Consider the following 20,616-nt stretch of genomic DNA (forward strand, 5'->3'; position numbering starts at 1 on the left):
AATTAAAATAAATCATATAAAACAGTCGGTTGCTGTATTTTTTATTTTTTGTCACATATATTTACGCATTCTTATATTGCTCGACGCTCATTTGTGTTCAAATTTATTTTCATTTATAGATTGCCGCTAAGTAATATCGTAACGGTTTTATTACCAGCGCTCATCTTGTTTCTTTGTGATTAAATATTTCTGAACTGGAAATTTTAGTGATGCTTAACTTCCGAATCATCATAATAATTATTACCGCACAGCCCGATGTTACTCGCGTGGGGTGGTGTAGTTTCACTATTTTAATGCATTAGGTATGTTAATAAAAATAAACCAATACGTTTGTTGGTTTATTTTCCTTTGGTTAAGTTATTATTTGTATTGTGTTTTCTGAAGGTTTATTTTTATTTATTTTATTGGTGTTGATTTATTGTTTAAATATTGAGATTTTAGATTTGCTGACTCAATTATCATTAAGTGGTTAAGTATTAAAGGAAATGTATTGATACTGTTTGAATGACCAATTTAATGGTTTGTATGTGTAATGATTATTTATCTACAAGGGAGGGTGGCAAAATAAAGAAAGCAAGAGGTATGGTTTATTGAAATATACTACTAATTAAACAAGGTGATTTTATGAGAATATATAAGTTATTTAAAGTATCAACACTTACTGCAGTATTGTTTGGTTCATATGCTTATGCAGTGGAGTGCTCCTCGCTAAAAAATAACAGCGATAGCGATATTGTGGACCCAGCTAATATTGTGATTTTCCGTGATATTGGTATGGGAATTTGCGAGGCAGGTTATAGAGCGCTTACCAGGAAAGAGCTAAGGAGTGCCGATGTACGTCAAGCGACACTTAAAAAACTGGGTCGTTGGGAAACTGCATCCCTCAGCAATAATTGGATTATTAAGGGGCGTGGTTTTAAAGGCCCTGGTGAGCGTTTTACAAAAGATGAGTCGAGTAATAATACCGTTTGTTATCCTGAATCGACAGAGACTACCTCAGTTATTCAGGATCATCTTTTCCCTCAATTTCCTCCACTTATTGTTGAACAAGGGTCTGAAGACAAAATCGAGTGGCTTGTATTTAATGATCGCGATAATTTCATCAAACCAGCCGCGTTGCTTGGCTATTCACTTGGTTTTCACAACTTGTGGGGTAATTCAGCTAAAAATATTGGCGAGGACATGACCGTTACCCGCCTTGGTCCGGGTGAATACCGCATAAAGGGGAATGAAGAAGGTTACTGCCAGCCAAACAGCTGTGATAAGACCAGCATAACTGTGAAAAATATCGAATACTTAATTGATAGTGATAGTTTTGTATTGGATGGACCGGTAGTAACAAGTGGTAAGCAGCAAATCGGCAGTCTTGTTGTGCCTTTAGAGAACCGAACGAATAGCCCGCAAACTTTTGTTGTTGATCTCGCTTATGACGCTAACAAATCATGGAGCCATACTAGCTCATCGAGCACTTCTGTTGGATTTAAAATTGGTACCACTATGGGCTTTTCGGTGTCATCTGAAGGTAGTGTAGGATTTCCTGGGATCGCTGGTGGTAAAGTGACAACTACAATGAGTTTTTCATTTACAGCAGAAACTAGCATGGACAATACAGCAAGTTGGTCTGACGTGGTAGGAGGTTCAGAAAGCACAAGAGTGACAGTTCAAGGCCGACCAGTTTTAGAACCAAGAAGTTCTGGTTTGGCCGTGTTAGAGCTCTATAGGGCGGACATGACTTTTCCATATAGGGCTAATGTCGACATGTCTTACGAGTTAGAGTTTGATGGCCCGATTCGTTCTTTTACCAACCCTATGCTTAGTGCAGAATCACACCGTCGGCATTTACAGCATAGTTTCTTGATTGGTCGCATGGATAAACATCGGGAGAAAAGCCTGGACTATTTGTATGACCACCGTGACATTCCAGGAATTAACACGCTTTGGGATTGGAATAAGATGAGCCGTATGTATGGCCAAGAGACCTTGCTCAACCGACTTGGTAAAGTCGAGCAACCTAAGCACAGTATGATCAAAGGTGTAATAATCTATGAAGAATCGTTTGCAGGCAAAATTGAGTTGATGGATCAGAAGCCATTATCCGGTAATACACGTGCGATGAGTGCAATGTCGCGTTCCGCGGTATCATCAGCACCTGCCGATTATTCGGAAACGGAACGTGCGATTGAGCAGCAGTTGGAATCGTACGGTTTTAACAACGTCCAAGCCACGGTGCGTTTAGCTGATGATGTTCCCGCTAACTAGATTACAATGATAATTTGTATAGTCCGCGATGAGGTTATCGGTAGTTGTTAACCTCATCGCTTCAACCAGTAATAAGGAAGATTTCAATGATGACGATTAACCATGTTAACAGTTTTAATGCAATCGGGTTTTGTGTTCGTACCACTAATCAAGATGAAACGAGCCCGTCTAAGGCTAAAATCAGCAAATTATGGGAGAAGTTTTATACACAAGCGGCTCCTAAACTCACTGAATCTTCGAAAGTGTTCGGTGTATATACAAACTATGAATCGGATCATACGGGAGCGTTTGATGTTATTGCTTGCGCGGATACTTTATCGATGAGTATGTTGCCTGGCTCGGTAGATACACATATCGCTTCATCTAAATATCTTGTCTTTAATGCAGTGGGGCAGTTTCCTCAAGTTGTGTATCAATTATGGGCTGAAATTTGGGCTTATTTCAGTTCGCAAGGCTGCAGACACGACAGAGCTTTTACCACAGACTTTGAATTTTATAAAAACGCTTCGGAAGTTGAAATTTATATCGCAATAAAATAATTACAAATTAAACAGTGAAGGATTATACACATTACTCGGCCATTTCCGATCACTACTTGCTGCTTCGCAACCGTTTTGACGTCTAATCGGCAGTAACTGCATTGGATAAGATAAAGAGATATTATTCAAATCGGAATTTTTACTGGTAAAGTACCACCAGTGACGTCATTCGGTGGACCAATCGAAGTGGCGTAATTCCGTCATTAGCTCAACGAAACGCCAGCAAACATGCTGGCGTTTTGTTACTTGGATGTAACGCGCCGATGTGGCCGTCACTGGGTTTAGTAGATGCCATGCGTGTTTCGGACGATGTCGAGCGTTCGCCACAGCGCTTTGAACAAATCGCTAAAGAGACTTTTTATCGCAGTTGGCAGCACCGCAAGTTATGGCAAATTGATCCTGATTGCGCAACACTGACGTCGCTTGCGAATCAATCGACCGATCGCATCAGCTATGAATTTCATCGCAATGTATTGCTTGCGTGTGGTGGCTTGTTGCTTTCAGGTGATCCACTCCCAGAATTGACCTCTTTTGCTAAGCAGAGCCTAAATAAGTTAATGATTAGGCGCAAACACAACCAAGATGCGGCTAAGCCAACTTCATTGGCTCTCAATCACCTATTTTTAAAGTTAACAGAACGCAATGATCTGCACTGCTTATTCAATTACCAAGGTGAGGCGTGTGACTATACCTTAACAGCGAGCCAGCCAGTGGATTGGTATGACTACTGGACAGGAGATAAGCTTTCGCCAGAGCCAGTCAAAGTATTTGAAGTCTCCTTGGCAAGTGGCTTAACCAGCCGAGCAGTGATTACCTCTTGTTAGTGGAGTGCCCTTGTTAACAGAGTGCTCAGGTTAACTGAATGATTCGGGGTAGCAGAATGCTGCGCTAAATTAGCCATAATTTCTTAACCACAAGCCATGACAAATTCTGAAAATCAGGTAAAGTATCGGCCTTTGTGAGCAATCTCGCCTATCACCTTCGATAGGCCATTAAATAGCATTAAAATAGGAAGAAAGATGATTTTCGTTGTCGGTCATAAAAACCCAGATAGTGATAGCATTTGTGGTGCATTAGTTGCTGCTGAATTACTTAAAGCACGTGGTCTAGAAGCAACGCCTGTTCGTCAGGGTGAAATTAACCGTGAAACTCAACACATTCTTGCAACAGCTGGTGTTGTTCAACCTGAACTTCGCACTAGCGTCGCGGGCGAAAAAGTATGGCTTGTGGACTATACCGATCTTGCACAAGCACCTGATGACATCAACCAAGCGGAAATTCTCGGTATTGTTGACCATCATCGCCTAGGCGACGTAATGACAGTGAATCCGCTAGAAGCGTGGATTTGGCCAGTTGGCTGTACCTGTACTATCTTGTTCAACCTATTCAAGATGGAAAATGCGCCAATCACACGTCCTTTAGCCATATTGATGATGTCTGCGATTTTGTCTGACACGGTCGGTTTTGCGTCTCCAACGTGCACACCAAAAGATAAAGAAGCGGTGCTGGCACTGGCTGAAATTGCTGATGTTGAAGACCTTGATGCCTTTATTAAAGCGCTTTTGATTGCGAAAACAGACATTGAAGGTTTATCTGCCGCTCAACTTGTTGAGAAAGATTTGAAAGCTTACCCATTCAACGGCCGTGATGTGGTGGTTGGTCAAGTGGAATTGGCAACGCTTGAACAAGTCGATGGCATGATTGACGCCATTCAAGCAGACCTAGTTCGTCGCTGCGAAGAGGAAGGCCTTGCGTTTGCCGCCGTGATGTTGACCGACATTACCACCGCGCAGACCCGTCTTCTTTATACTGGTGAATGGGCTGAAAAACTGACTAAACACGAACAAGATGGCATGTTGATGATGGAAAATACCTTAAGCCGTAAGAAACAAGGTTGGCCTTGGCTGCAAGCTGAATTGGCTTAATCCTTTTTATCATCTTATTGTTTAAGATTCTAAATGTAACGCCTGCAGTGCTACACTGTAGGCGTTTTTATATTCCCCAACTTTCGCATGGAGCCGGGCTATGGCAGACGTATTAACCACAGAACAGATAGAAACAATCAATCGCTATAATGAAGAAGAACGTTTTAAATACTGCATTAAAGCCATTGTTGCAAACCGTGAAGTTTGGATACTAAAAGATGAGCACGGTTGTGTCATGCTCAACACAGAAGAAGATGATTGTGTTCCTGTGTGGCCTAACCAAGAGTTTGCCAAGGCATGGGCAACAGGCGAGTGGCAAGCGTGTGAAGCGGAAGCGATCTCTTTGAACAAATGGCACAGCCGTTGGACTTCGGGCCTAGAAGAAGATGAACTGTCGGTGGTGGTGTTCCCCAATGAGAATGAAGAAGGCGTTGTGTTATTTCCCGACGAGTTCGATTTTGAATTGAAAAAGCAAGCCAGTAAAACTCGCTAACTCAAAGAGCTTCTGATAGAAGCTCTTTTTCTAGCTAAATTAGTAACAGTGCGGGAAAGATTTGCAATTAAATATCAGTAACTTATTACTTGCGTGATGTTGTGACCAATACCGTGGCTGCACTACATACGATAAGCACCATACCTAAGTTTTGAACCTCGCCAACTAGAGCTAATCCGCCACCAATCAATAAGTAATACAGAAGTCCAAATAGAGCACCAGCACTACCCGATTGTTGTTTATAGTCAACCAAAGCGACACTCAGCACATTTGGGATCGCAATACCAAAAGACATCACCACTAACATCATTGGTGCTAAAAACCAAATAGAGCCCTGCATGGCATAAACCCCGATAGCACCAATAGTTAACAGCATAGCGGATACCCATAAAAGAGAACGTTGCGACACTTGTTTCGAAAGTAGAGTTTTGTTTAAGTAACTGCCTAGTAACGTCCCAAGCCCTAATACAACCCCACTGTAACCAAATTGGGCAGAGCTAAAACCTAACGCTTCAAAAGTAAAAGCGCCAAGCTGGTAATAAGAGAACAGTGCAATGTTGTATAGCGCAACCAATAAAGCCGAAAACCAGATGTGCGAATCTTTCAACATTCGAAGACTTAAGCTACCTAGTTGTAGAGACTGACTTTCTTTTTGAGTTTCAGGAAGCTTAATCAGGTTGTACAAAAATAGCATTATCGCCATAACAAATAGCGCCAAGAACACACAATGATGACCACCAATAGACGTTAGCTGACCACCTAGTAGCATTCCTAACACAGGGCTAATTGATATCCCCATTCCCATTAGGCTAAAGACCTTGCCTAACTCTTCGCCACTGAACGCATCGCGAAGCATGGTCTGTGTCACAACTGAACCAACAGCGATTCCCAATGCGCTAAATGCGCGTGCGACCATGATGATGCTAAAGCTTTCAGTTTGCATAGCCACCAAAGAAGCGCAGCCGTATATAAATAGGCCAATAATCATGGTTGGGCGTCTGCCAAATTTGTCTGCCAGTATTCCCCAAACAAGAACACCAATAGCAAAAGCTAAAAAATAAACGGACAGCGTTTGAGCTGCTTGGGCGTCGTTTACCGAAAATGATTGGGCAATAGAACCTAAAGCAGGGCTGTAAATGGTTTCCACGATTTGCGGAAACATCAACATGACAACCATCAGCCATAAAGAAGGTTTTGTATTCATCTTGTGTCCTCATCAATGAACTTGGCGCACAGTATAAATGAGGCTATTCTTTATCTATTAACAACATTAATACCAGAAACAACAAGATTCGGACAAATGGCGATTATTGATGAACAAACCCAATTCGATGCTGATAAATTAACAGCTTGCGTTGTAGGGATAGCAGCCGACATCGGTAAACACGACTCGGGAATGCATCAACATAAAAAAGGCCAACTTCTCTATGCGCCTCAAGGATGCATCAGCTTTGCTTTAGATAACTCAATCTGTATTTTACCACCGACAAAAGCAGTTTGGATTCCACCATACATCCAACATCGAGCGATGATGACGAACGTGGTAGCTTATCGATCGCTATACTTCGATTGTGCAGTTTTTGAATGTCCAAATAACATGATTATGATAGAAGTTGATGCTTTGCTAAAGGCACTCATTGATAAGATGGCATTGTGGGCATGGGATAAACCTGAAAATGAAATGCAAAAAACGACGGCTCTTTTTTGGGAGGAATTTTATGCGGCTAAACGTCATTCTTTCCAATTACCCTTACCGTTAGATCGTCGGTTTAAAAAATTCTGCCAACAAGTGATGCAAGAATCTTTTTTGGTGCCGCCTCTTACCACCATCGCACATTCTATAGGTGCAAGTACCAAAACGATCACAAGGCTATTCAAAGCAGAAACAGGAATGTCCTATCAAGACTGGAGGCAGCAATGGCGCTTGTTAAAGGCGATTGAGTTGCTGTCTAAAGAAATACAAGTTAGCGAGGTCTCTCATTTGCTAGGCTTTTCTTCTGATAGTGCGTTTATTGCTTTTTTTAAGAAACAAACAGGACAAACACCTCTCAGTTTTATGAAAAGCAGTAGAAGTAGATTGAATTAAACTAATCAAGTAGTCAGGTTATTGGTATTACGAAAAGACAAGCCAAATAGTGATTTACTGAAATGGGAACTCAATTTCCTCAAGAAGGTTTAGGGTAAAACTATTTTAGCAACCCGCATCTATCATCATAAATGAAATACTCTCAACGCTAACGAAACTAATTCCCTCCCCTTTTAGGGGAGGGTTAGGGTGGGGTGAGCACTGTCAATCCTCCCCTTTTAGGAGGGCCACCCCCTCCTAAAAGGGGGAGGAACAGTACAATATCGACGATATTGTCTTCCGATATTAAATACAGAGTGGCTATTTAAAGCTTGGCGCTTTGTTGAAGTGGCTCTCAATCATTCTTTGAGTGATGGGATGAGTTGGATTAGACAATACTTCTTGTGTGTCACCCGATTCGACTACTTCGCCTTCGTGCATCACCATAATTTTATCAGTAATGTGTTTTACAATACCAAGGTGTTGAGAGACATACACAAACGAGACACCCATCTCTTCTTGCAGTTCTAGAAACAAGTTAATCATCTGTGATCGCATTGCCATGTCTAACCCGTTTAATGCTTCATCAGCCACAATGATCGACGGTTGTAGAATCAGTGCTCGTGCCAAGCAAATCCGCTGTTTTTGCCCGGTGGCGAGCATTTGCGGGTAGAAGTAGGCGTGCTCTGGCAATAACCCAACGCGCAATAGCGTATCTTTCACGCGCTTCATGCGAGCTTCAGGTGGCATATTGGTGTTTCTTTTGAGCGGCCCTTCTAGAATACGACCAATTTGAATTCTTGGGTTCAGCGATGTGTTCGGATCTTGAAAAATCATTCGAATCAGCTTACAGCGCGTGGAGTAATCCTTGTGTTCCAATAACTCTCCATTAACGCGTATCTCGCCAGCAGAGGGTTCAACCATCCCTGCAAGCATTCGTGCCAATGTCGATTTACCAGAACCATTTTGGCCAATAAAACCAATGGTTTGTCCCGCTTCTAACGTGAAGCTGACCGGTTTGACTGCATGCTGAATTTTCTTGCGAAACAGACCTGAACGAGTAATGAAATCTTTAGTTAACCCGTTCACTTCTAATAATGATGCACTCATGACTGTTGCTCCATATTGAGTGGGAAATGACAGGCAAACTTATGATTTTTAATACGTTGTGGATACGGTATTTCAACGCATTGGCGCTGAGCATAGGGGCAGCGAGGCCCCAACCGGCAACCAATCGGTAAATGTTGCAAGGGTGGAATGGAACCCGGTAAGGATTGCAATTTTTCTTTATGCGGGATCCAATCACTAAAATCAGGCATCGCTTTCAGTAGTGCAGCCGTATAAGGGTGTTTGGGTTCACTCAATATTTTCTGGGTATCGGCTGACTCAACAGACTGACCGCAGTACATCACTGTAATACGGTTAGCCCATTGGGTAATGGTGGTTAAGTCGTGGCCAATCAATAGAATCGTGGTGTTATTGACCTGATTCATCCGGCTGAGCAGGCGCAATATCTGTGATTGGGTAATGGGGTCCAAATCGTTCGTTGGTTCATCAGCAATCAAAATTTTTGGTTTAGTTGCGATAGCCATCGCAATCATTACCTTTTGGCATTCACCATCAGTTAGCTCATAGGGGTAGCTACTCATGATGCGAGCGTGCTCTTTGATTCCTACTTTATGTAAAAGGGCAATGGCTTGTTTTTTACGCCATGTAAAACGCTGCCACCATTTGCCTTCAAATGTGCGCGATGGGATAGATTCAATCAACTGTTTTCCCACTTCATCTGAAGGGTCTAAGCAGGTTGACGGTTCTTGAAAAATCATCGCGATGTCGCGGGCAATCACTCGCCGGCGTTCGCGCGGCGTCAGCTGAAGTAGATCAATGTTACCTAAGCGCATGCGGTCGGCGGTGATGGTCCAATTATCTTTGCATATTCCTACGATGGCTTTAGCCACCAAGCTTTTTCCTGATCCGGATTCTCCCACCAACCCGCGAATTTCGCCTTCGTTCATGGTTAAGCTCATGCGATCGACTGCTTTTACCATGCCTTGTGGCGTATCAATTTCGATGGTGAGATGGCGAATATCTAATAATGGCATTATTCCACCCCTGCATTCAGAGCTTGTCGTACACCTTCACCGACTAAGTTGATGATGATCACCGTAAACATAATCGCTAAACCGGGGAGAGTGACTGTCCACGGTGCGAGGTAAATCAGCTCAACTGAATCACCTAAGATGGTGCCCCATTCGGTGCTTGGTGCTTGAGCACCCAAACCAAGAAAGCCCAAAGCGGTGATGTCTAAGATGGCAATGGATAACGCGAGTGTTATTTCGTTGGCGATGACAGCAAGTACATTGGGTAAAATGGAGTTCCACAACAGATAAAAGTCATTGGCACCATCTAAACGTGCGGCGAGGATATAGTCTTTTTCTACTTCGTTGTGTACGGCGATATACACCGAACGAACAAAGCGAGGGATGAGTGCCAAACCAATCGCAAGCAAAATATTGAACTCGCCAAAACCGAGCAGTGCCACAAAAATAATGGCAAGCAGCAATGATGGAATCGACATGACCGTGTCGAGTAAGTGGTTCAATGTACTGGACAATAATCCTTTGGTCATGCCTGCCATGATACCGATAAAACAGCCGATCACAGCCGCGATAGCGGTGATTAAAATAGCGGCAGCGAAGGTGTATTGGGTACCATCAATCAACCGTGACAAGATATCTCGGCCTAAATCGTCGGTACCTAAGAAAAATTCGACAGTACCTGCAGGATCCCAAGAAGGCGGTATTAACAGGTTGCTCGTTTGCAACTGCGGATCATGAGGGGCTATCCAAGGAGAGGTGAGGGTAATCAACACAATGAGTCCTAAGCACCACAAGCCAAACATTGCCAAACTGTTATTGCGATAGCTGCGCCAAAACCGCTCAAACTGAGTCGGAATATGCTCTTCCTGATAAATGTTATTTGTTAGCATACCATTCCTTTCTTACCAGCGGGTTAACCATAGCGCCAATCAAATCAGACAGAATGTTTGCTGTGAGAACGAGCGTACCAACTACGATCACGCCGGCTTGAATGGAGACATAATCTTGGTTAGATAAGGCATCGAGCAGCCAACGGCCAATTCCTGGCCAGTTGAAGATGGACTCAGTAATAATTGCCAACGTTAACATACTTGATAGCTGAACCCCGAATTTAGGAATAATCGGTGGAATTGCATTTCTCAGCACATGAGCAGTCACAATTTCGTAGTGACTTAAGCCCTTAATTCGAGCGGCGCGTATATAGTTTTGAGCCATCACATCGGCTACCGAAGAGCGCATCAGGCTTACCACTTGCGTCGTCGGTGCTAGAGCCAGCACCAAACAGGGCAAAATCATATGTTCAATAACACTTTGCAAAGCATGGGCACGGTAGGTGCCTTCAGCGAAAAAAGCATCGATTAACGCAAAACCAGTTACGTGTTCTACTTGATAGAGTAGATCATAACGCCCTGACACGGGAAGCCATTCATAGTGAAGAGAAAAGACCATGATCATCAGTAGAGCCACCCAAAATAGCGGGGCTGAATAGCCGGACATTGACGTGAAGGAGATGACGGTATCAATCCATTTACCTTGCTTCATTCCTGCGAGCGTACCAATAGGGAGACCAATTAACAAAGAGAGAGTAAATGCGATGAGGCATAACTCCAGCGTTGCTGGAAAGACCATCGCCAGTTCGTCCACAATCGGGACACCACTGTGATTGACGCCAAAATTGAGTTGCAGTAGTTGCCCTAAATAGGTTGACCAACCTGACCAGAAACCATGGTCCATTAGAGGCGACAGGGGATCTAAGCGCAACAGAGCAAACCCGACCATAGTCAAAATGAGTAACGTGATAATAAATAAGTTGAGCCTGCGTACCGTATATAAAAACACTATTCGATCCTCTCAACCGTATTGAATGGCTGTACATTAAACGGACTGAGTTTAAAGCCTGTTAGCGTCTTATTGTATGCTTTAAATTGCATTCCGTGTGCCAGTGGGATAACCGGGAACTCTTCGTTTAAAATATTTTGCGCCTGTTTGTATAAGTTGAGGCGATAGCGCGGCTTATCTACTTCCAAAGCCAAATCGAGTAGAAAATCGAAATCACTATTACACCACATCGAGGCATTGAGCCCCGAACGCTCGGAATTACAAGAAAGCAGTGGACGCAAAAAGTTATCTGGGTCTGCGGTATCGCCATTCCAACCGGTTAAAATCAGATCAGCGTTAGCGTGCTGGATCAAATTTGAGCGATCGAGACGGTCTTGGGTGATGATATGCAATGTAATACCAATGTCAGCCAAGTTCGCATTAATTAGCTCAGCAGTTTTACGTGGACTTGGGTTATAGGCATGAGGCTCTGAAGGGACTGACATCGTCAATTCCAAATTGGCGTAATAGCCGGCCTCTTTAAGTAATGCGATCGCGTAATTACGATCATAGCGAATGTGAACGTTGTCTTTTTGGTAAGCCCAAGATGACGGCGGCAGTAGGTTATAAGCAATACTCCCTGTACCGTAATAGACCGAGTCCAAAATATTTTGGCGGTTGATCGCGAAATTAAGCGCTTTACGCACGCGAACATCACTGAGTGCAGGATGAGATGTGTTTACAGCAATAAACGAGACGTTCATTGCTGGTTTGGCATTCAGTTTGATTTCTGCTTGCTGTTTGATGATCGGGATCTGGCTTGAAATCGGCGAGCTAAGTACGTCACACTCATAGCGTAGTAGTTTGGCGAGTGTACCAGTCCCTCTGTTTGACACATCGAATACGACTTGCTCCATCTTCGCCACGCCATTCCAATAAGCACCATGACGACGGAGGCGGATAAGGTCATTCACTTTAAATTCGTCTAGATAAAAAGGTCCTGAGCCAACAGGATGACTGTCGATCATGCTTTTTTCATCTTCAATCACTAATTGATTAGCATACTCATAAGAGAGTATGACAGCGTGACTGGTGGCGATATTGGATAAAAAAGAGTTGTCGGGACGACTAAGGGTAAATTTAACCGTGAGATCATCCAGAGCGTGAACATCGATCAGCAAGTTTTTGAAATCAATACCCGCAAACCATGGGTAGACGCCACTATTAACGTAATGAAACGGGTTGGTTGGGTCAATGATTCGACGAAAGCTGAAGACCACATCATCGGCATTAAGAGCGCGAGTCGGTGTAAACCAAGCGGTTGATTGAAATTGAACTCCATCGTTTAGCTTGAATGTATACTCTGTACCCTGTGGATTCACTGTCCAACTCGTGGCCAGACTTGGTATCGGTTGTAAGGTTTCTGAATCCAATTGCAACAGCGTGTCGTAAATCTGTGGGCTGAGAGCTTCAGACGTAATGCCGCTCTCAACCAATTGTGGGTTAAAAGTGGTGGGATTGCCGTGACCACAATATACGAATCCGCTCTGGCGAATTTTACTATGGTCAATTTGTTCGCTACAGCCTATCAGTAGGCTAAAGCTGCATATTCCTAGTGCGAATCGTATCAATGTTTTCATAAAGAGAAATAACTGTGAGAAGTAGGGCAAACAAAGCTAATCATTATGCCTCAAAATCCTGATAATCTACCATTTTTTGTTGATCTAAACCTAGGGTTAATCATCATTGCTGCCGACGAGTTGATATTTTCTCACCATACCTCTCAATTGGTGGTAGCTCAAGCCGAGTAATTCTGCAGCTTGTCTTTGATTAAACTTACTGGCATTGAGCGCGGCACTCAGTAGTTGTCTGTCCTGATCCTCCTGCCACATTTTGTAATCCATCGGAAATTCAAAGCCAGTGGTGTAAGTATGGCGATCTGTGGAGAGATTGCCAGTAAGGTCATCTGGTTTGTGCCACTCATTAGCAAAAGGGTTAAAAACCAAGTTTTCAATGGGATGAGAGGCCGTTCCGTGTTGATAGACAGCCCGCTCCACGACATTTTTAAGTTCACGCACATTTCCCGGCCACAAGTAGTGTTGAAGCTGCTCTGCCGCTTCTGTACTAAACCCGACAAAGAGCGCTAAGTTCAGTTCACGGCACATCTTAATCGCGCAATACTCAGCAAGTGGCATAATATCTTCTTTTCGCTCTCTTAGCGGTGGAAGCTGGATCACATCAAAGGCCAGTCGGTCGAGTAAGTCAGCTCGAAACTTTCCAATTTCAGCTAATTGTGGAAGATTAGCATTGGTTGCACAGACGATACGGACATTCGCATTAAGCCGTTGGCTACCGCCGACACGTTCGTAATGTCCATATTCAATCACTCGAAGTAGTTTCTCTTGCACAGCAAGCGGCGCGGTGGCGAGCTCGTCCAAAAAAAGAGTTCCACCTTCTGCCCGTTCAAATCGTCCTTGGTGACGTCCTTTGGCTCCGGTAAACGAGCCTGATTCATGACCAAAGAGCTCAGAGTCAATTAACCCTTCACTCAAGGTTGAACAGTTTAACGAAACCAGTGGTTGGTCCCAACGTTTGGAAAGATAGTGCAAGCGCTGAGCGATTAACTCTTTGCCCGTTCCTCGCTCGCCAATAATTAATACTGGCCTATCAATCGGTGCAAGCTTAGAGACTTTATCCAGTACCGATAAAAATTGAGGCGCTTCACCCAGTAAGTTTTGTTGCATGTTCACTCTCCACACTGTGATTGAAAGGGTGGTTAAATTCACCAACTCTTGGCGAAAATCATCATAGCACAGTAATCTCATTCTATGAGATATTGTCTAATTTATTGATTATCAATGAATTTATATATGGCATGAAACTTGGTTATCTCTTCTCGTCTTAAACGTTTTGAGCGATTCAAAATGGCTCACCAATAACTACATCGTCATGAACAACTAATCAGGAGATTGAACATGGGTATTTTTTCTCGTTTTGCCGATATCGTAAACTCGAATATCAGTGCACTGTTAGATAAAGCGGAAGATCCTGAAAAGATGATCCGCTTAATCATCCAAGAGATGGAAGACACCTTGGTGGAAGTACGCACCAATTCGGCCAAAGCTATTGCGGATAAGAAAGAGCTCGCGCGTAAAGTGGATTCTATGGCCTCTCATATTGAAGATTGGCAACAGAAAGCGACCTTGGCGCTTGCTAAACAGCGTGAAGATCTCGCTCGCGCAGCTTTAATTGAAAAAAAGAAATTGCAAGAAATGCAGAAAGGCTTGCACACTGAACAAACCTTGGTAGAAGAAACTATCGATAAATTGACTGGGGAAATCGGTAAGTTAGAGGCCAAAATTGCCGAAACACGGGTGAAGCAACAAGCTTTGGCACTTCGTAGCCAAACTGCGCACAACCGTCGTGATGTGCAACGTCATTTGCATACTAGCCGTACTGATGAAGCGATGGCGAAGTTTGAGCAGTACTCGCGTAAAGTCGATGAACTTGAAGCTGAAGCCGATCTCTACGCTATGTCCGGTAACGCTAAGTCACTCGACCAAGAATTTGCTGAACTTCAAGCGCAAGATGAAATTGAACAAGAGCTAGCAAAACTGAAACAACAAATGGACAAAAACCAATAACGAGGAGTGGCATATATGTCATCATTTTTTATCGCAGGTCCACTGATTGTCTTTTTGATTTTTGTTGCACCGATATGGCTTTTTCTGCATTACAGAGGTAAACGACATAGCAGCAACTCATTGTCACAAGAGGATTTAGAGCGGATTAAAGCGTTATCTGAAAAAGCGGAAAAACTGCAAAGCCGTGTTGAAACCCTTGAACGCATCTTAGATGCTGAATCACCGACTTGGAGGCAAAATCATGGCTAGCCGAGAACTCTATAAAGATCCGGTCAATGGCAAAATAGCTGGCGTATGCGCTGGGCTTGCTAATTATCTTGGGTTAGAAGTTTGGTTGGTGCGTATATTGGTCATCTCGGCTGCACTACTCGGTGGTGGTTTTTTAGTGCTTTTAGCTTATATGGCTTTGATGCTGATGTTAGAAAAGCAGCCTACTCAGTATGTTGAAACGCTAAAAGCCCAACGCGAACATACATTGAAGAATAAGCCTTGGGAGCAAGGACAAACCGCCGAAGCTTTGCTGGCGACATTGGATCAAGATTTAACTCGAGTGGATCAGAAAATCCGTAAAATGGAGGCTTATGTCACCTCTGAAGCATTTAAAGTCAATCGTGAGTTTAATCAGCTTTAAAAAGCAAAGCTAGGCACGTAGATTTGCAGTGTCATTGTTCAACTGACACCGCAAATGAAGGTAAGGGTAAGGAAACAAAAAATGAAGCATCATACAGAAATGACTTGTGCATGGGCGATGAATCACCCTTTAGAGCGCGATTATCACGATAATGAGTGGGGCATTCCCGTTTACGATGATGTCAAGTTGTTCGAATTTTTGACGTTAGAAGGTGCGCAAGCTGGGCTGAGCTGGATTACGATTTTGAAAAAGCGCGAAGGTTATCGCTTAGCCTTTGACGGTTATGATCTTGAAAAACTGGCTCAGTACGACGAAACGCGGGCACCTTACATTATCGAGCATTTCGATGTGGTGAAGCACAAAGGCAAAATTGCCTCTGTCTATTCCAATGCACGAGCGGCTTTATTGTTGCAGCAAGAGTATGGCTCTTTATCCAAAGCATTGTGGCAGTTTGTGGATGGTCAACCAGTGCTCAATCATTGGCAGCAGATGAGTGATATCCCTACATCGACGCCCACGTCTAAGGCGATGAGCCAATTTCTAAAGAAAAAAGGCTTCAAGTTTATTGGCGAAACGATTTGTTATGCTTTTATGCAGGCGGTGGGTATGGTGAACGATCATTTGGCTGATTGCCCCAAGCGTTAATTTTTCAGGGTAACCTAATATGCAAAAGGCCGCTGAAGATTCAGCGGCCTTTTGGTCTTCCGCTCATATTATGCACGCAGAGCAAGCTGTGCACTGTAGCGTTCTAATCCCGCTTTTAGATCAGCGATCAGATCGTCTACATCTTCAAGACCAATATGTACTCGAATCAGTGTACCTGCAAAGTGCGGGTGTGCGACGGTTCTTAAATTATCAAAGCTTTTGGGTTCATTAGCTAAAATCAAGCTTTCAAATCCACCCCATGAAAAGCCCATACTAAAATGTTGCATGCCATCGAGCAAAGCCGTCGTAGCTTTTGTATCACTGCTCTTTAATACAAATGAAAACAGCCCGTTACCACCAGTGAAATCACGCTGATAAAACTCATGTCCAGGACAAGTCTCTAACGCAGGATGGCGAACGTGATCCACTTCAGGTTGGTCTGCTAACCAGTGTGCAATGGCTAAGCTATTTTGAGCATGTTGACGTAAGCGAACATCTAACGTTCTTAGCCCTCGTAGCCCTAAATAAGCGTCATCAGGTGAGACACATTGTCCCATCAAATAGCTTTGTTCTCGTAATTGATCCCAGCATTTTTCATTGGCAATCGCTGTTCCTAACATCACGTCTGAGTGGCCAACAATGTATTTTGTCGCCGCTTGGATCGAAATATCAACACCATGTTCAAAAGGTGAAAAGTTCACACCCGCCGCCCAAGTGTTATCCAGCATGACAATGATGTCATGCTCATGTGCAACCCGCGCTAAGGTTGGGATATCTTGCACTTCCATCGTGATCGAACCGGGCGATTCAGTGAACAACACTTTGGTATTGGGTTGGAGCAAAGCACGGATCCCTTCACCTATGGTCGGTGGGTAGTAGGTCGTTTCTATGCCCATTTTCTTCATGATTTTTTCACAAAAATCACGAGTAGGTTCATAGCAAGTGTCGACCATCAGAATATGGTCACCCGTTTGCACAAAGGAAAGAATACTATTGGCAATGGCGGCCGCACCGCAAGGGAAAAGCGCGCAACCGACGCCACCTTCAATTTCCACCATTGCTTCTTGGAACGCAAAGTGCGTATGAGTACCACGGCGTCCATAAAAGAGTGTTTTATTAGCCCGATTGACAGTGGCATGATTTTTCTCAGCCACACTATCAAATACAACGGTAGAGGCGCGCTGAATAGGTGGGTTGACAACGCCATTGGTCCACTTTTTACTACGACCCGCATTGACCAACTGTGTTTTTTTACCTTCTGACATCCGAAATCCTTGTCTGGGAGAGTTCGTTATTTAAAACATGGAGTTGCCTAGCTTGGCAACCCCAGTCAGATAAAAAGTTTATAGCAGAGGGTTAAACAGATAGAACAATCGTTCAAAAAACCTATGATACAACGGGCGTTGCTCCCATATTGGTAGCTCAACCAAGTGAGATTGTTCTATATAGTGTTGCTGTAGCCAGTTCATTTCCTGAGTGAAAGATTGGTCTTCAATCGCGAGCGTGACTTCAAAATTGAGCCATAGGCTGCGCATATCGATATTCACTGTACCGACAAGACAGAATTGGTTATCGATCACGACGGATTTAGTGTGCAGCAAGCCACCGTAGAATTCGTATATTTTCACACCGGCTTCGAGCAACTCACCATAAAAGGCGCGAGAGGCCCATTTGACCATCAATGAGTCATTTTTATGTGGAATAATGATCTCAACATTGATACCGCGCTGAGCGGTCATTTTTAGCGTTGCTAATAGGTCTGCACTAGGCACAAAGTAAGGGGTAGTGATCCTAACGGATTGGTTTGACTGATTAATCGCCAGTGTTAACACTTGGGAGATTAAGTTTTCTGGCATACCGGGGCCTGAGGGGACAACCTGTACTGGATGATGGGGCTGATCTGGAGCGATAGTACATTCTGGTTGTGCTGGCAACATGCGTGTTCCTGTTTCCACCTCCCAGTCCCAGCAATGTACTGCGGACAGCACATTGACCGCAGGCCCGGTAATACGAACCATAATATCGACCCATTGACCCACACCGGAGTTTTGCTTGAAATAGGCTGGGTCAACCAAATTCATCGAGCCTGTGTAGGCAATTTTATCGTCGATAACAATGATTTTACGATGTTGACGTAGATCTAAGCGGCGTAAGAACATCCGCCACGGGCTCACTTCTAACGCTTGGACGACTTCAATTCCTGCGTCTTTCATCATTTTGTACCAGTGACTTTTGAAGAAGCGTGGGCTGCCTGCGGAATCAAGCAGTAATTTCACATGCACATCACGTTTAGCCGCTTGGATCAACGCGGAAGCAACCGAATCCGCCAATCCACCTGGGTGCCAAATATAAAATACCATTTGAATGCTGGTGTGAGCTTGTTCAATGTCGGCAATGATGGAATGCAGAATTTCGTTAGGGGAGGTTTGCAGTGATAACGTATTACCACTTAAGGCCGGAATCCCCATACGGTGGTTACACAGTTCATCAATTTTATAAATTTGAGCACCCATTCCCTCAGGGGCATGAGCTTGGCAATCGTTAAGCTGTCTAAACCAATCACCAAATGGAGCAAACATTTCCTTCGCACGCTCTGCACGCTTGCGCCCTAAATTTAGCTCACCAAAAAGAAAGTAGCAGATCACTCCCACAATCGGAATGATATAAATCACCATCAGCCAAGCCAGAGAAACACTCACCGCTCGGCGTTTCAATACAACGCGTAGCGTGACTGCGGCGACCAAAAACCAATAGAGTGCGATGCCTGCTAAAGTAAGAACGTGGTAAACCTTGTCCATGCCATTAATCTTGTCGATAGAATAAGTCACGATAGTAAAGGGAAAGGGAAAAGTAAGGAAGTTTATCGCGTGAATAATATGAAAATAGTAACAGATGAATCGTGTTACTAAAGTGATCATAGCAGTTTAAAAAAATGATCTGAGGATAAAAAAGCAACAATTGAACTATAAAACTACGGTCTAATCCATAATTTATATCGTTCGGACTTCCAATTTTAATCTCAAACTGTTTTACTTGCCACCATCTCAGTGCGACTAAAAATTATAACTTGTGTAATTAAAAGTTTACACTCACTTTTAGCACTGCCTAACAAACACAACATTGGTAAATAGTTTATGGCAAGTAGTTCAAGAGGTCATTTCTCATCGAGACTTGGTTTTATTATGGCGGCTGCAGGTTCTGCGGTTGGCCTAGGGAATGTGTGGGGTTTTCCGACCAAAGCGGCAAGTAATGGTGGCGCGGCATTTTTAGTGATTTATTTGGCAATGGTATTCTTGCTGGCGTTTCCAATGCTGGTTGCGGAATTGACGATCGGGCGACATGGACAATCTAACCCCATCGCTTCTTTAAGAAGTATCTGGACCAAAAATCGTGCGGCGGCGGCACTGTTTGGCATTATCGCGATGATTGCCTCATCGATGATCCTCAGTTTTTACTCCATTCTTGCCGGATGGCTTATGGGTTTTGCGGCATCCCCTATATTAGGCCTGTTGGGTTTACAGACGGCGGCCGATTGGTTAGTGAGTTTTAGCGGCTTACGCAATGTTTTACTGGCTCTCGCATTTTCTTTGCTCACTATTTATGTTGTGCGAAAAGGTGTCGCGGACGGCATTGAAAAATGGTCTACCCGTTTGATGCCAGTGCTTTTTATTCTATTCGGCGCCATGATTGCTTATATCTTTACCCAAGATGGGGCAATGGAAGGATTGAAGATGTATTTGATCCCTGATATTGCGCACATCACTCCCAGTTTATTAGTAGACGCAATGGGGCAAGCTTTCTTCTCCCTCTCTTTAGGCGTTGGAGCGATGATCGTTTATGGCTCATATCTTAAGAAAGATGTTAATTTGCCAAAAACAGCGGCGCAAGTCGCGGCGATTGATACAGGAGTGGCGTTTGCCGCTGGCCTTTTGATTCTCCCAGCAATGTTTGTGGCTAAAAATCATGGTGTCGAAATTTTTGATGATGCAGGCAACTTGATGAGTTCGGGCGATTTAGTCTTCACCGTGCTGCCTGCGATGTTTGATAATATGGGCAGTGCAGGGGTGTTGCTCGGTTTTGGTTTCTTTATTTTGATGGTTATCGCAGCGCTAACTTCTTCAATTTCTATGCTAGAAGTACCAGTATCTTGCGCGCAAGATGAACTAAAAATGACTCGTAGCCAAGCAACATGGATGATCGGTGGAGCCATTGCGCTGCTGAGCATCATCATTTCCCTTAACTTTGGGGCGTTATTTAACCTAGTGGCTAACGTCTCGACCGTCTATATGCAACCTTTATTAGGTGTGGTTTGGGCTATTGTGGTGGGTTGGGTTTGGCATCGTAATAAATTGCTTGATGAGATCAAACAAGGTAACCCAGACATTGCACAAAGCCTATTCTGGAAAATTTGGCCATGGTATGTGCGTTTTGTCTGTCCTGTGGCAATTTTAATGGTGTTTGCTTATTCATTAATTTAACCCATTCCTAAGGCTCTCAT

19 protein-coding genes and 1 pseudogene are annotated in these 20,616 nt (G+C 43.7%); 11 read left to right on the forward strand and 9 right to left on the reverse strand.

From position 1 onward, the window contains the following. The first annotated feature begins 624 nt into the window (after nucleotides 1–624). The 5 genes and pseudogenes from AACU59_RS04535 to AACU59_RS04555 all read left to right on the forward strand — a co-directional run bounded on the left by AACU59_RS04535 (nucleotide 625) and on the right by AACU59_RS04555 (nucleotide 5,216). Nucleotides 625–2,259, forward strand: coding sequence for an aerolysin family beta-barrel pore-forming toxin (locus tag AACU59_RS04535; RefSeq protein WP_094145473.1), 1,635 nt, complete (start codon nucleotides 625–627; stop codon nucleotides 2,257–2,259). 89 nt (nucleotides 2,260–2,348) lie between these two features. Next, nucleotides 2,349–2,798 carry a GyrI-like domain-containing protein gene (locus AACU59_RS04540; RefSeq protein WP_094145476.1) on the forward strand — a complete coding sequence of 150 codons (450 nt, stop codon included), beginning with the start codon at nucleotides 2,349–2,351 and terminating at the stop codon, nucleotides 2,796–2,798. A gap of 242 nt (nucleotides 2,799–3,040) precedes the next feature. After that, nucleotides 3,041–3,622, forward strand: a pseudogene (locus AACU59_RS04545) (glycoside hydrolase family 36 protein); the annotation flags it as partial. Nucleotides 3,623–3,817: 195 nt separating this feature from the next. Beyond that, complete coding sequence (locus tag AACU59_RS04550) at nucleotides 3,818–4,723, forward strand: manganese-dependent inorganic pyrophosphatase (protein ID WP_094145474.1); 906 nt, start codon at nucleotides 3,818–3,820, stop codon at nucleotides 4,721–4,723. 100 nt (nucleotides 4,724–4,823) lie between these two features. Further along, a complete protein-coding gene (locus AACU59_RS04555; RefSeq protein WP_094145475.1) occupies nucleotides 4,824–5,216 on the forward strand; it encodes a DUF2750 domain-containing protein in 393 nt (130 codons plus the stop codon). A gap of 85 nt (nucleotides 5,217–5,301) precedes the next feature. Here the strand turns inward: AACU59_RS04555 and AACU59_RS04560 are convergent, their stop codons facing one another. After that, nucleotides 5,302–6,420 carry a multidrug effflux MFS transporter gene (locus tag AACU59_RS04560; protein WP_088732291.1) on the reverse strand — a complete coding sequence of 373 codons (1,119 nt, stop codon included), beginning with the start codon at nucleotides 6,418–6,420 and terminating at the stop codon, nucleotides 5,302–5,304. A 96-nt stretch (nucleotides 6,421–6,516) separates the two neighbouring features. Between AACU59_RS04560 and AACU59_RS04565 the strand changes: the two genes are divergently transcribed. Next, nucleotides 6,517–7,302 carry an AraC family transcriptional regulator gene (locus tag AACU59_RS04565; RefSeq protein ID WP_017043971.1) on the forward strand — a complete coding sequence of 262 codons (786 nt, stop codon included), beginning with the start codon at nucleotides 6,517–6,519 and terminating at the stop codon, nucleotides 7,300–7,302. Nucleotides 7,303–7,602: 300 nt separating this feature from the next. On the opposite strand, the gene AACU59_RS04570 is transcribed toward AACU59_RS04565, so the two are convergent. The 6 genes from AACU59_RS04570 to pspF all read right to left on the reverse strand — a co-directional run bounded on the left by AACU59_RS04570 (nucleotide 7,603) and on the right by pspF (nucleotide 13,942). Continuing rightward, nucleotides 7,603–8,391 (reverse strand): peptide ABC transporter ATP-binding protein, encoded by a 789-nt coding sequence (locus AACU59_RS04570; protein ID WP_013857043.1) that lies wholly within the window; start codon nucleotides 8,389–8,391, stop codon nucleotides 7,603–7,605. Beyond that, nucleotides 8,388–9,383 (reverse strand): peptide ABC transporter ATP-binding protein, encoded by a 996-nt coding sequence (locus tag AACU59_RS04575; RefSeq protein WP_010320232.1) that lies wholly within the window; start codon nucleotides 9,381–9,383, stop codon nucleotides 8,388–8,390. Before AACU59_RS04575 ends, AACU59_RS04570 begins: the two co-directional genes overlap by 4 nt. Then, nucleotides 9,383–10,270, reverse strand: coding sequence for an ABC transporter permease subunit (locus AACU59_RS04580; protein ID WP_013857042.1), 888 nt, complete (start codon nucleotides 10,268–10,270; stop codon nucleotides 9,383–9,385). The genes AACU59_RS04575 and AACU59_RS04580 overlap by 1 nt, the downstream gene beginning before the upstream one ends. Beyond that, nucleotides 10,257–11,219, reverse strand: a complete 963-nt coding sequence (locus AACU59_RS04585; RefSeq protein ID WP_094144483.1) for an ABC transporter permease — start codon at nucleotides 11,217–11,219, stop codon at nucleotides 10,257–10,259. The genes AACU59_RS04580 and AACU59_RS04585 overlap by 14 nt, the downstream gene beginning before the upstream one ends. After that, complete coding sequence (sapA, locus tag AACU59_RS04590; RefSeq protein ID WP_094144484.1) at nucleotides 11,219–12,838, reverse strand: ABC transporter substrate-binding protein SapA; 1,620 nt, start codon at nucleotides 12,836–12,838, stop codon at nucleotides 11,219–11,221. The genes AACU59_RS04585 and sapA overlap by 1 nt, the downstream gene beginning before the upstream one ends. Nucleotides 12,839–12,934: 96 nt before the next feature. Beyond that, the gene (gene pspF, locus AACU59_RS04595) at nucleotides 12,935–13,942 is read right to left on the reverse strand and encodes a phage shock protein operon transcriptional activator (protein ID WP_176428493.1); all 1,008 of its coding nucleotides are present in this window, start codon (nucleotides 13,940–13,942) and stop codon (nucleotides 12,935–12,937) included. 231 nt (nucleotides 13,943–14,173) lie between these two features. On the opposite strand from pspF, the gene pspA reads away from it, so the two are divergent. Genes pspA through AACU59_RS04615 form a run of 4 tightly spaced genes read left to right on the forward strand, consistent with a single transcriptional unit; the run spans nucleotide 14,174 to nucleotide 16,118 of the window. Then, nucleotides 14,174–14,842, forward strand: a complete 669-nt coding sequence (gene pspA / locus AACU59_RS04600; RefSeq protein WP_026027628.1) for a phage shock protein PspA — start codon at nucleotides 14,174–14,176, stop codon at nucleotides 14,840–14,842. A gap of 15 nt (nucleotides 14,843–14,857) precedes the next feature. Beyond that, the gene (pspB, locus tag AACU59_RS04605) at nucleotides 14,858–15,091 is read left to right on the forward strand and encodes an envelope stress response membrane protein PspB (RefSeq protein ID WP_026027627.1); all 234 of its coding nucleotides are present in this window, start codon (nucleotides 14,858–14,860) and stop codon (nucleotides 15,089–15,091) included. Further along, on the forward strand, nucleotides 15,084–15,473 hold the full coding sequence (gene pspC, locus AACU59_RS04610; RefSeq protein WP_013857036.1) for an envelope stress response membrane protein PspC: 390 nt from the start codon (nucleotides 15,084–15,086) through the stop codon (nucleotides 15,471–15,473). Before pspB ends, pspC begins: the two co-directional genes overlap by 8 nt. A gap of 54 nt (nucleotides 15,474–15,527) precedes the next feature. Beyond that, nucleotides 15,528–16,118, forward strand: coding sequence for a DNA-3-methyladenine glycosylase I (locus AACU59_RS04615; protein WP_013857035.1), 591 nt, complete (start codon nucleotides 15,528–15,530; stop codon nucleotides 16,116–16,118). Between the two features lie 68 nt (nucleotides 16,119–16,186). Here AACU59_RS04615 and AACU59_RS04620 read toward each other — a convergent pair whose 3' ends face one another. Together AACU59_RS04620 and cls are read right to left on the reverse strand one after the other, a co-directional pair. Beyond that, nucleotides 16,187–17,383, reverse strand: coding sequence for a cystathionine beta-lyase (locus tag AACU59_RS04620; RefSeq protein ID WP_094144481.1), 1,197 nt, complete (start codon nucleotides 17,381–17,383; stop codon nucleotides 16,187–16,189). Between the two features lie 78 nt (nucleotides 17,384–17,461). Beyond that, nucleotides 17,462–18,916: a cardiolipin synthase gene (gene cls, locus AACU59_RS04625; protein ID WP_094144480.1), complete on the reverse strand. Its 1,455-nt coding sequence runs from the start codon at nucleotides 18,914–18,916 to the stop codon at nucleotides 17,462–17,464. A 336-nt stretch (nucleotides 18,917–19,252) separates the two neighbouring features. Between cls and AACU59_RS04630 the strand changes: the two genes are divergently transcribed. Then, the gene (locus tag AACU59_RS04630; protein WP_094144529.1) at nucleotides 19,253–20,596 is read left to right on the forward strand and encodes a sodium-dependent transporter; all 1,344 of its coding nucleotides are present in this window, start codon (nucleotides 19,253–19,255) and stop codon (nucleotides 20,594–20,596) included. The last annotated feature ends 20 nt before the right edge of the window (nucleotides 20,597–20,616 follow it).

This window comes from Vibrio sp. V23_P3S9T160, from assembly GCF_963886625.1.
Taxonomy (GTDB): domain Bacteria; phylum Pseudomonadota; class Gammaproteobacteria; order Enterobacterales; family Vibrionaceae; genus Vibrio; species Vibrio anguillarum.

What these genes read in the sequence shown, in the direction of transcription:
- pspF (WP_176428493.1), bottom strand. Translation starts at nt 13,942, where the DNA reads ATGCAACAAAACTTACTGGGTGAAGCGCCTCAATTTTTATCGGTACTG.
- AACU59_RS04550 (WP_094145474.1), top strand. Translation starts at nt 3,818, where the DNA reads ATGATTTTCGTTGTCGGTCATAAAAACCCAGATAGTGATAGCATTTGT.
- AACU59_RS04630 (WP_094144529.1), top strand. Translation starts at nt 19,253, where the DNA reads ATGGCAAGTAGTTCAAGAGGTCATTTCTCATCGAGACTTGGTTTTATT.
- pspC (WP_013857036.1), top strand. Translation starts at nt 15,084, where the DNA reads ATGGCTAGCCGAGAACTCTATAAAGATCCGGTCAATGGCAAAATAGCT.
- AACU59_RS04565 (WP_017043971.1), top strand. Translation starts at nt 6,517, where the DNA reads ATGGCGATTATTGATGAACAAACCCAATTCGATGCTGATAAATTAACA.
- AACU59_RS04620 (WP_094144481.1), bottom strand. Translation starts at nt 17,383, where the DNA reads ATGTCAGAAGGTAAAAAAACACAGTTGGTCAATGCGGGTCGTAGTAAA.
- AACU59_RS04615 (WP_013857035.1), top strand. Translation starts at nt 15,528, where the DNA reads ATGAAGGTAAGGGTAAGGAAACAAAAAATGAAGCATCATACAGAAATG.
- AACU59_RS04560 (WP_088732291.1), bottom strand. Translation starts at nt 6,420, where the DNA reads ATGAATACAAAACCTTCTTTATGGCTGATGGTTGTCATGTTGATGTTT.
- AACU59_RS04555 (WP_094145475.1), top strand. Translation starts at nt 4,824, where the DNA reads ATGGCAGACGTATTAACCACAGAACAGATAGAAACAATCAATCGCTAT.
- cls (WP_094144480.1), bottom strand. Translation starts at nt 18,916, where the DNA reads ATGGACAAGGTTTACCACGTTCTTACTTTAGCAGGCATCGCACTCTAT.
- AACU59_RS04535 (WP_094145473.1), top strand. Translation starts at nt 625, where the DNA reads ATGAGAATATATAAGTTATTTAAAGTATCAACACTTACTGCAGTATTG.
- AACU59_RS04540 (WP_094145476.1), top strand. Translation starts at nt 2,349, where the DNA reads ATGACGATTAACCATGTTAACAGTTTTAATGCAATCGGGTTTTGTGTT.
- pspB (WP_026027627.1), top strand. Translation starts at nt 14,858, where the DNA reads ATGTCATCATTTTTTATCGCAGGTCCACTGATTGTCTTTTTGATTTTT.
- AACU59_RS04575 (WP_010320232.1), bottom strand. Translation starts at nt 9,383, where the DNA reads ATGCCATTATTAGATATTCGCCATCTCACCATCGAAATTGATACGCCA.
- sapA (WP_094144484.1), bottom strand. Translation starts at nt 12,838, where the DNA reads ATGAAAACATTGATACGATTCGCACTAGGAATATGCAGCTTTAGCCTA.
- AACU59_RS04580 (WP_013857042.1), bottom strand. Translation starts at nt 10,270, where the DNA reads ATGCTAACAAATAACATTTATCAGGAAGAGCATATTCCGACTCAGTTT.
- pspA (WP_026027628.1), top strand. Translation starts at nt 14,174, where the DNA reads ATGGGTATTTTTTCTCGTTTTGCCGATATCGTAAACTCGAATATCAGT.
- AACU59_RS04570 (WP_013857043.1), bottom strand. Translation starts at nt 8,391, where the DNA reads ATGAGTGCATCATTATTAGAAGTGAACGGGTTAACTAAAGATTTCATT.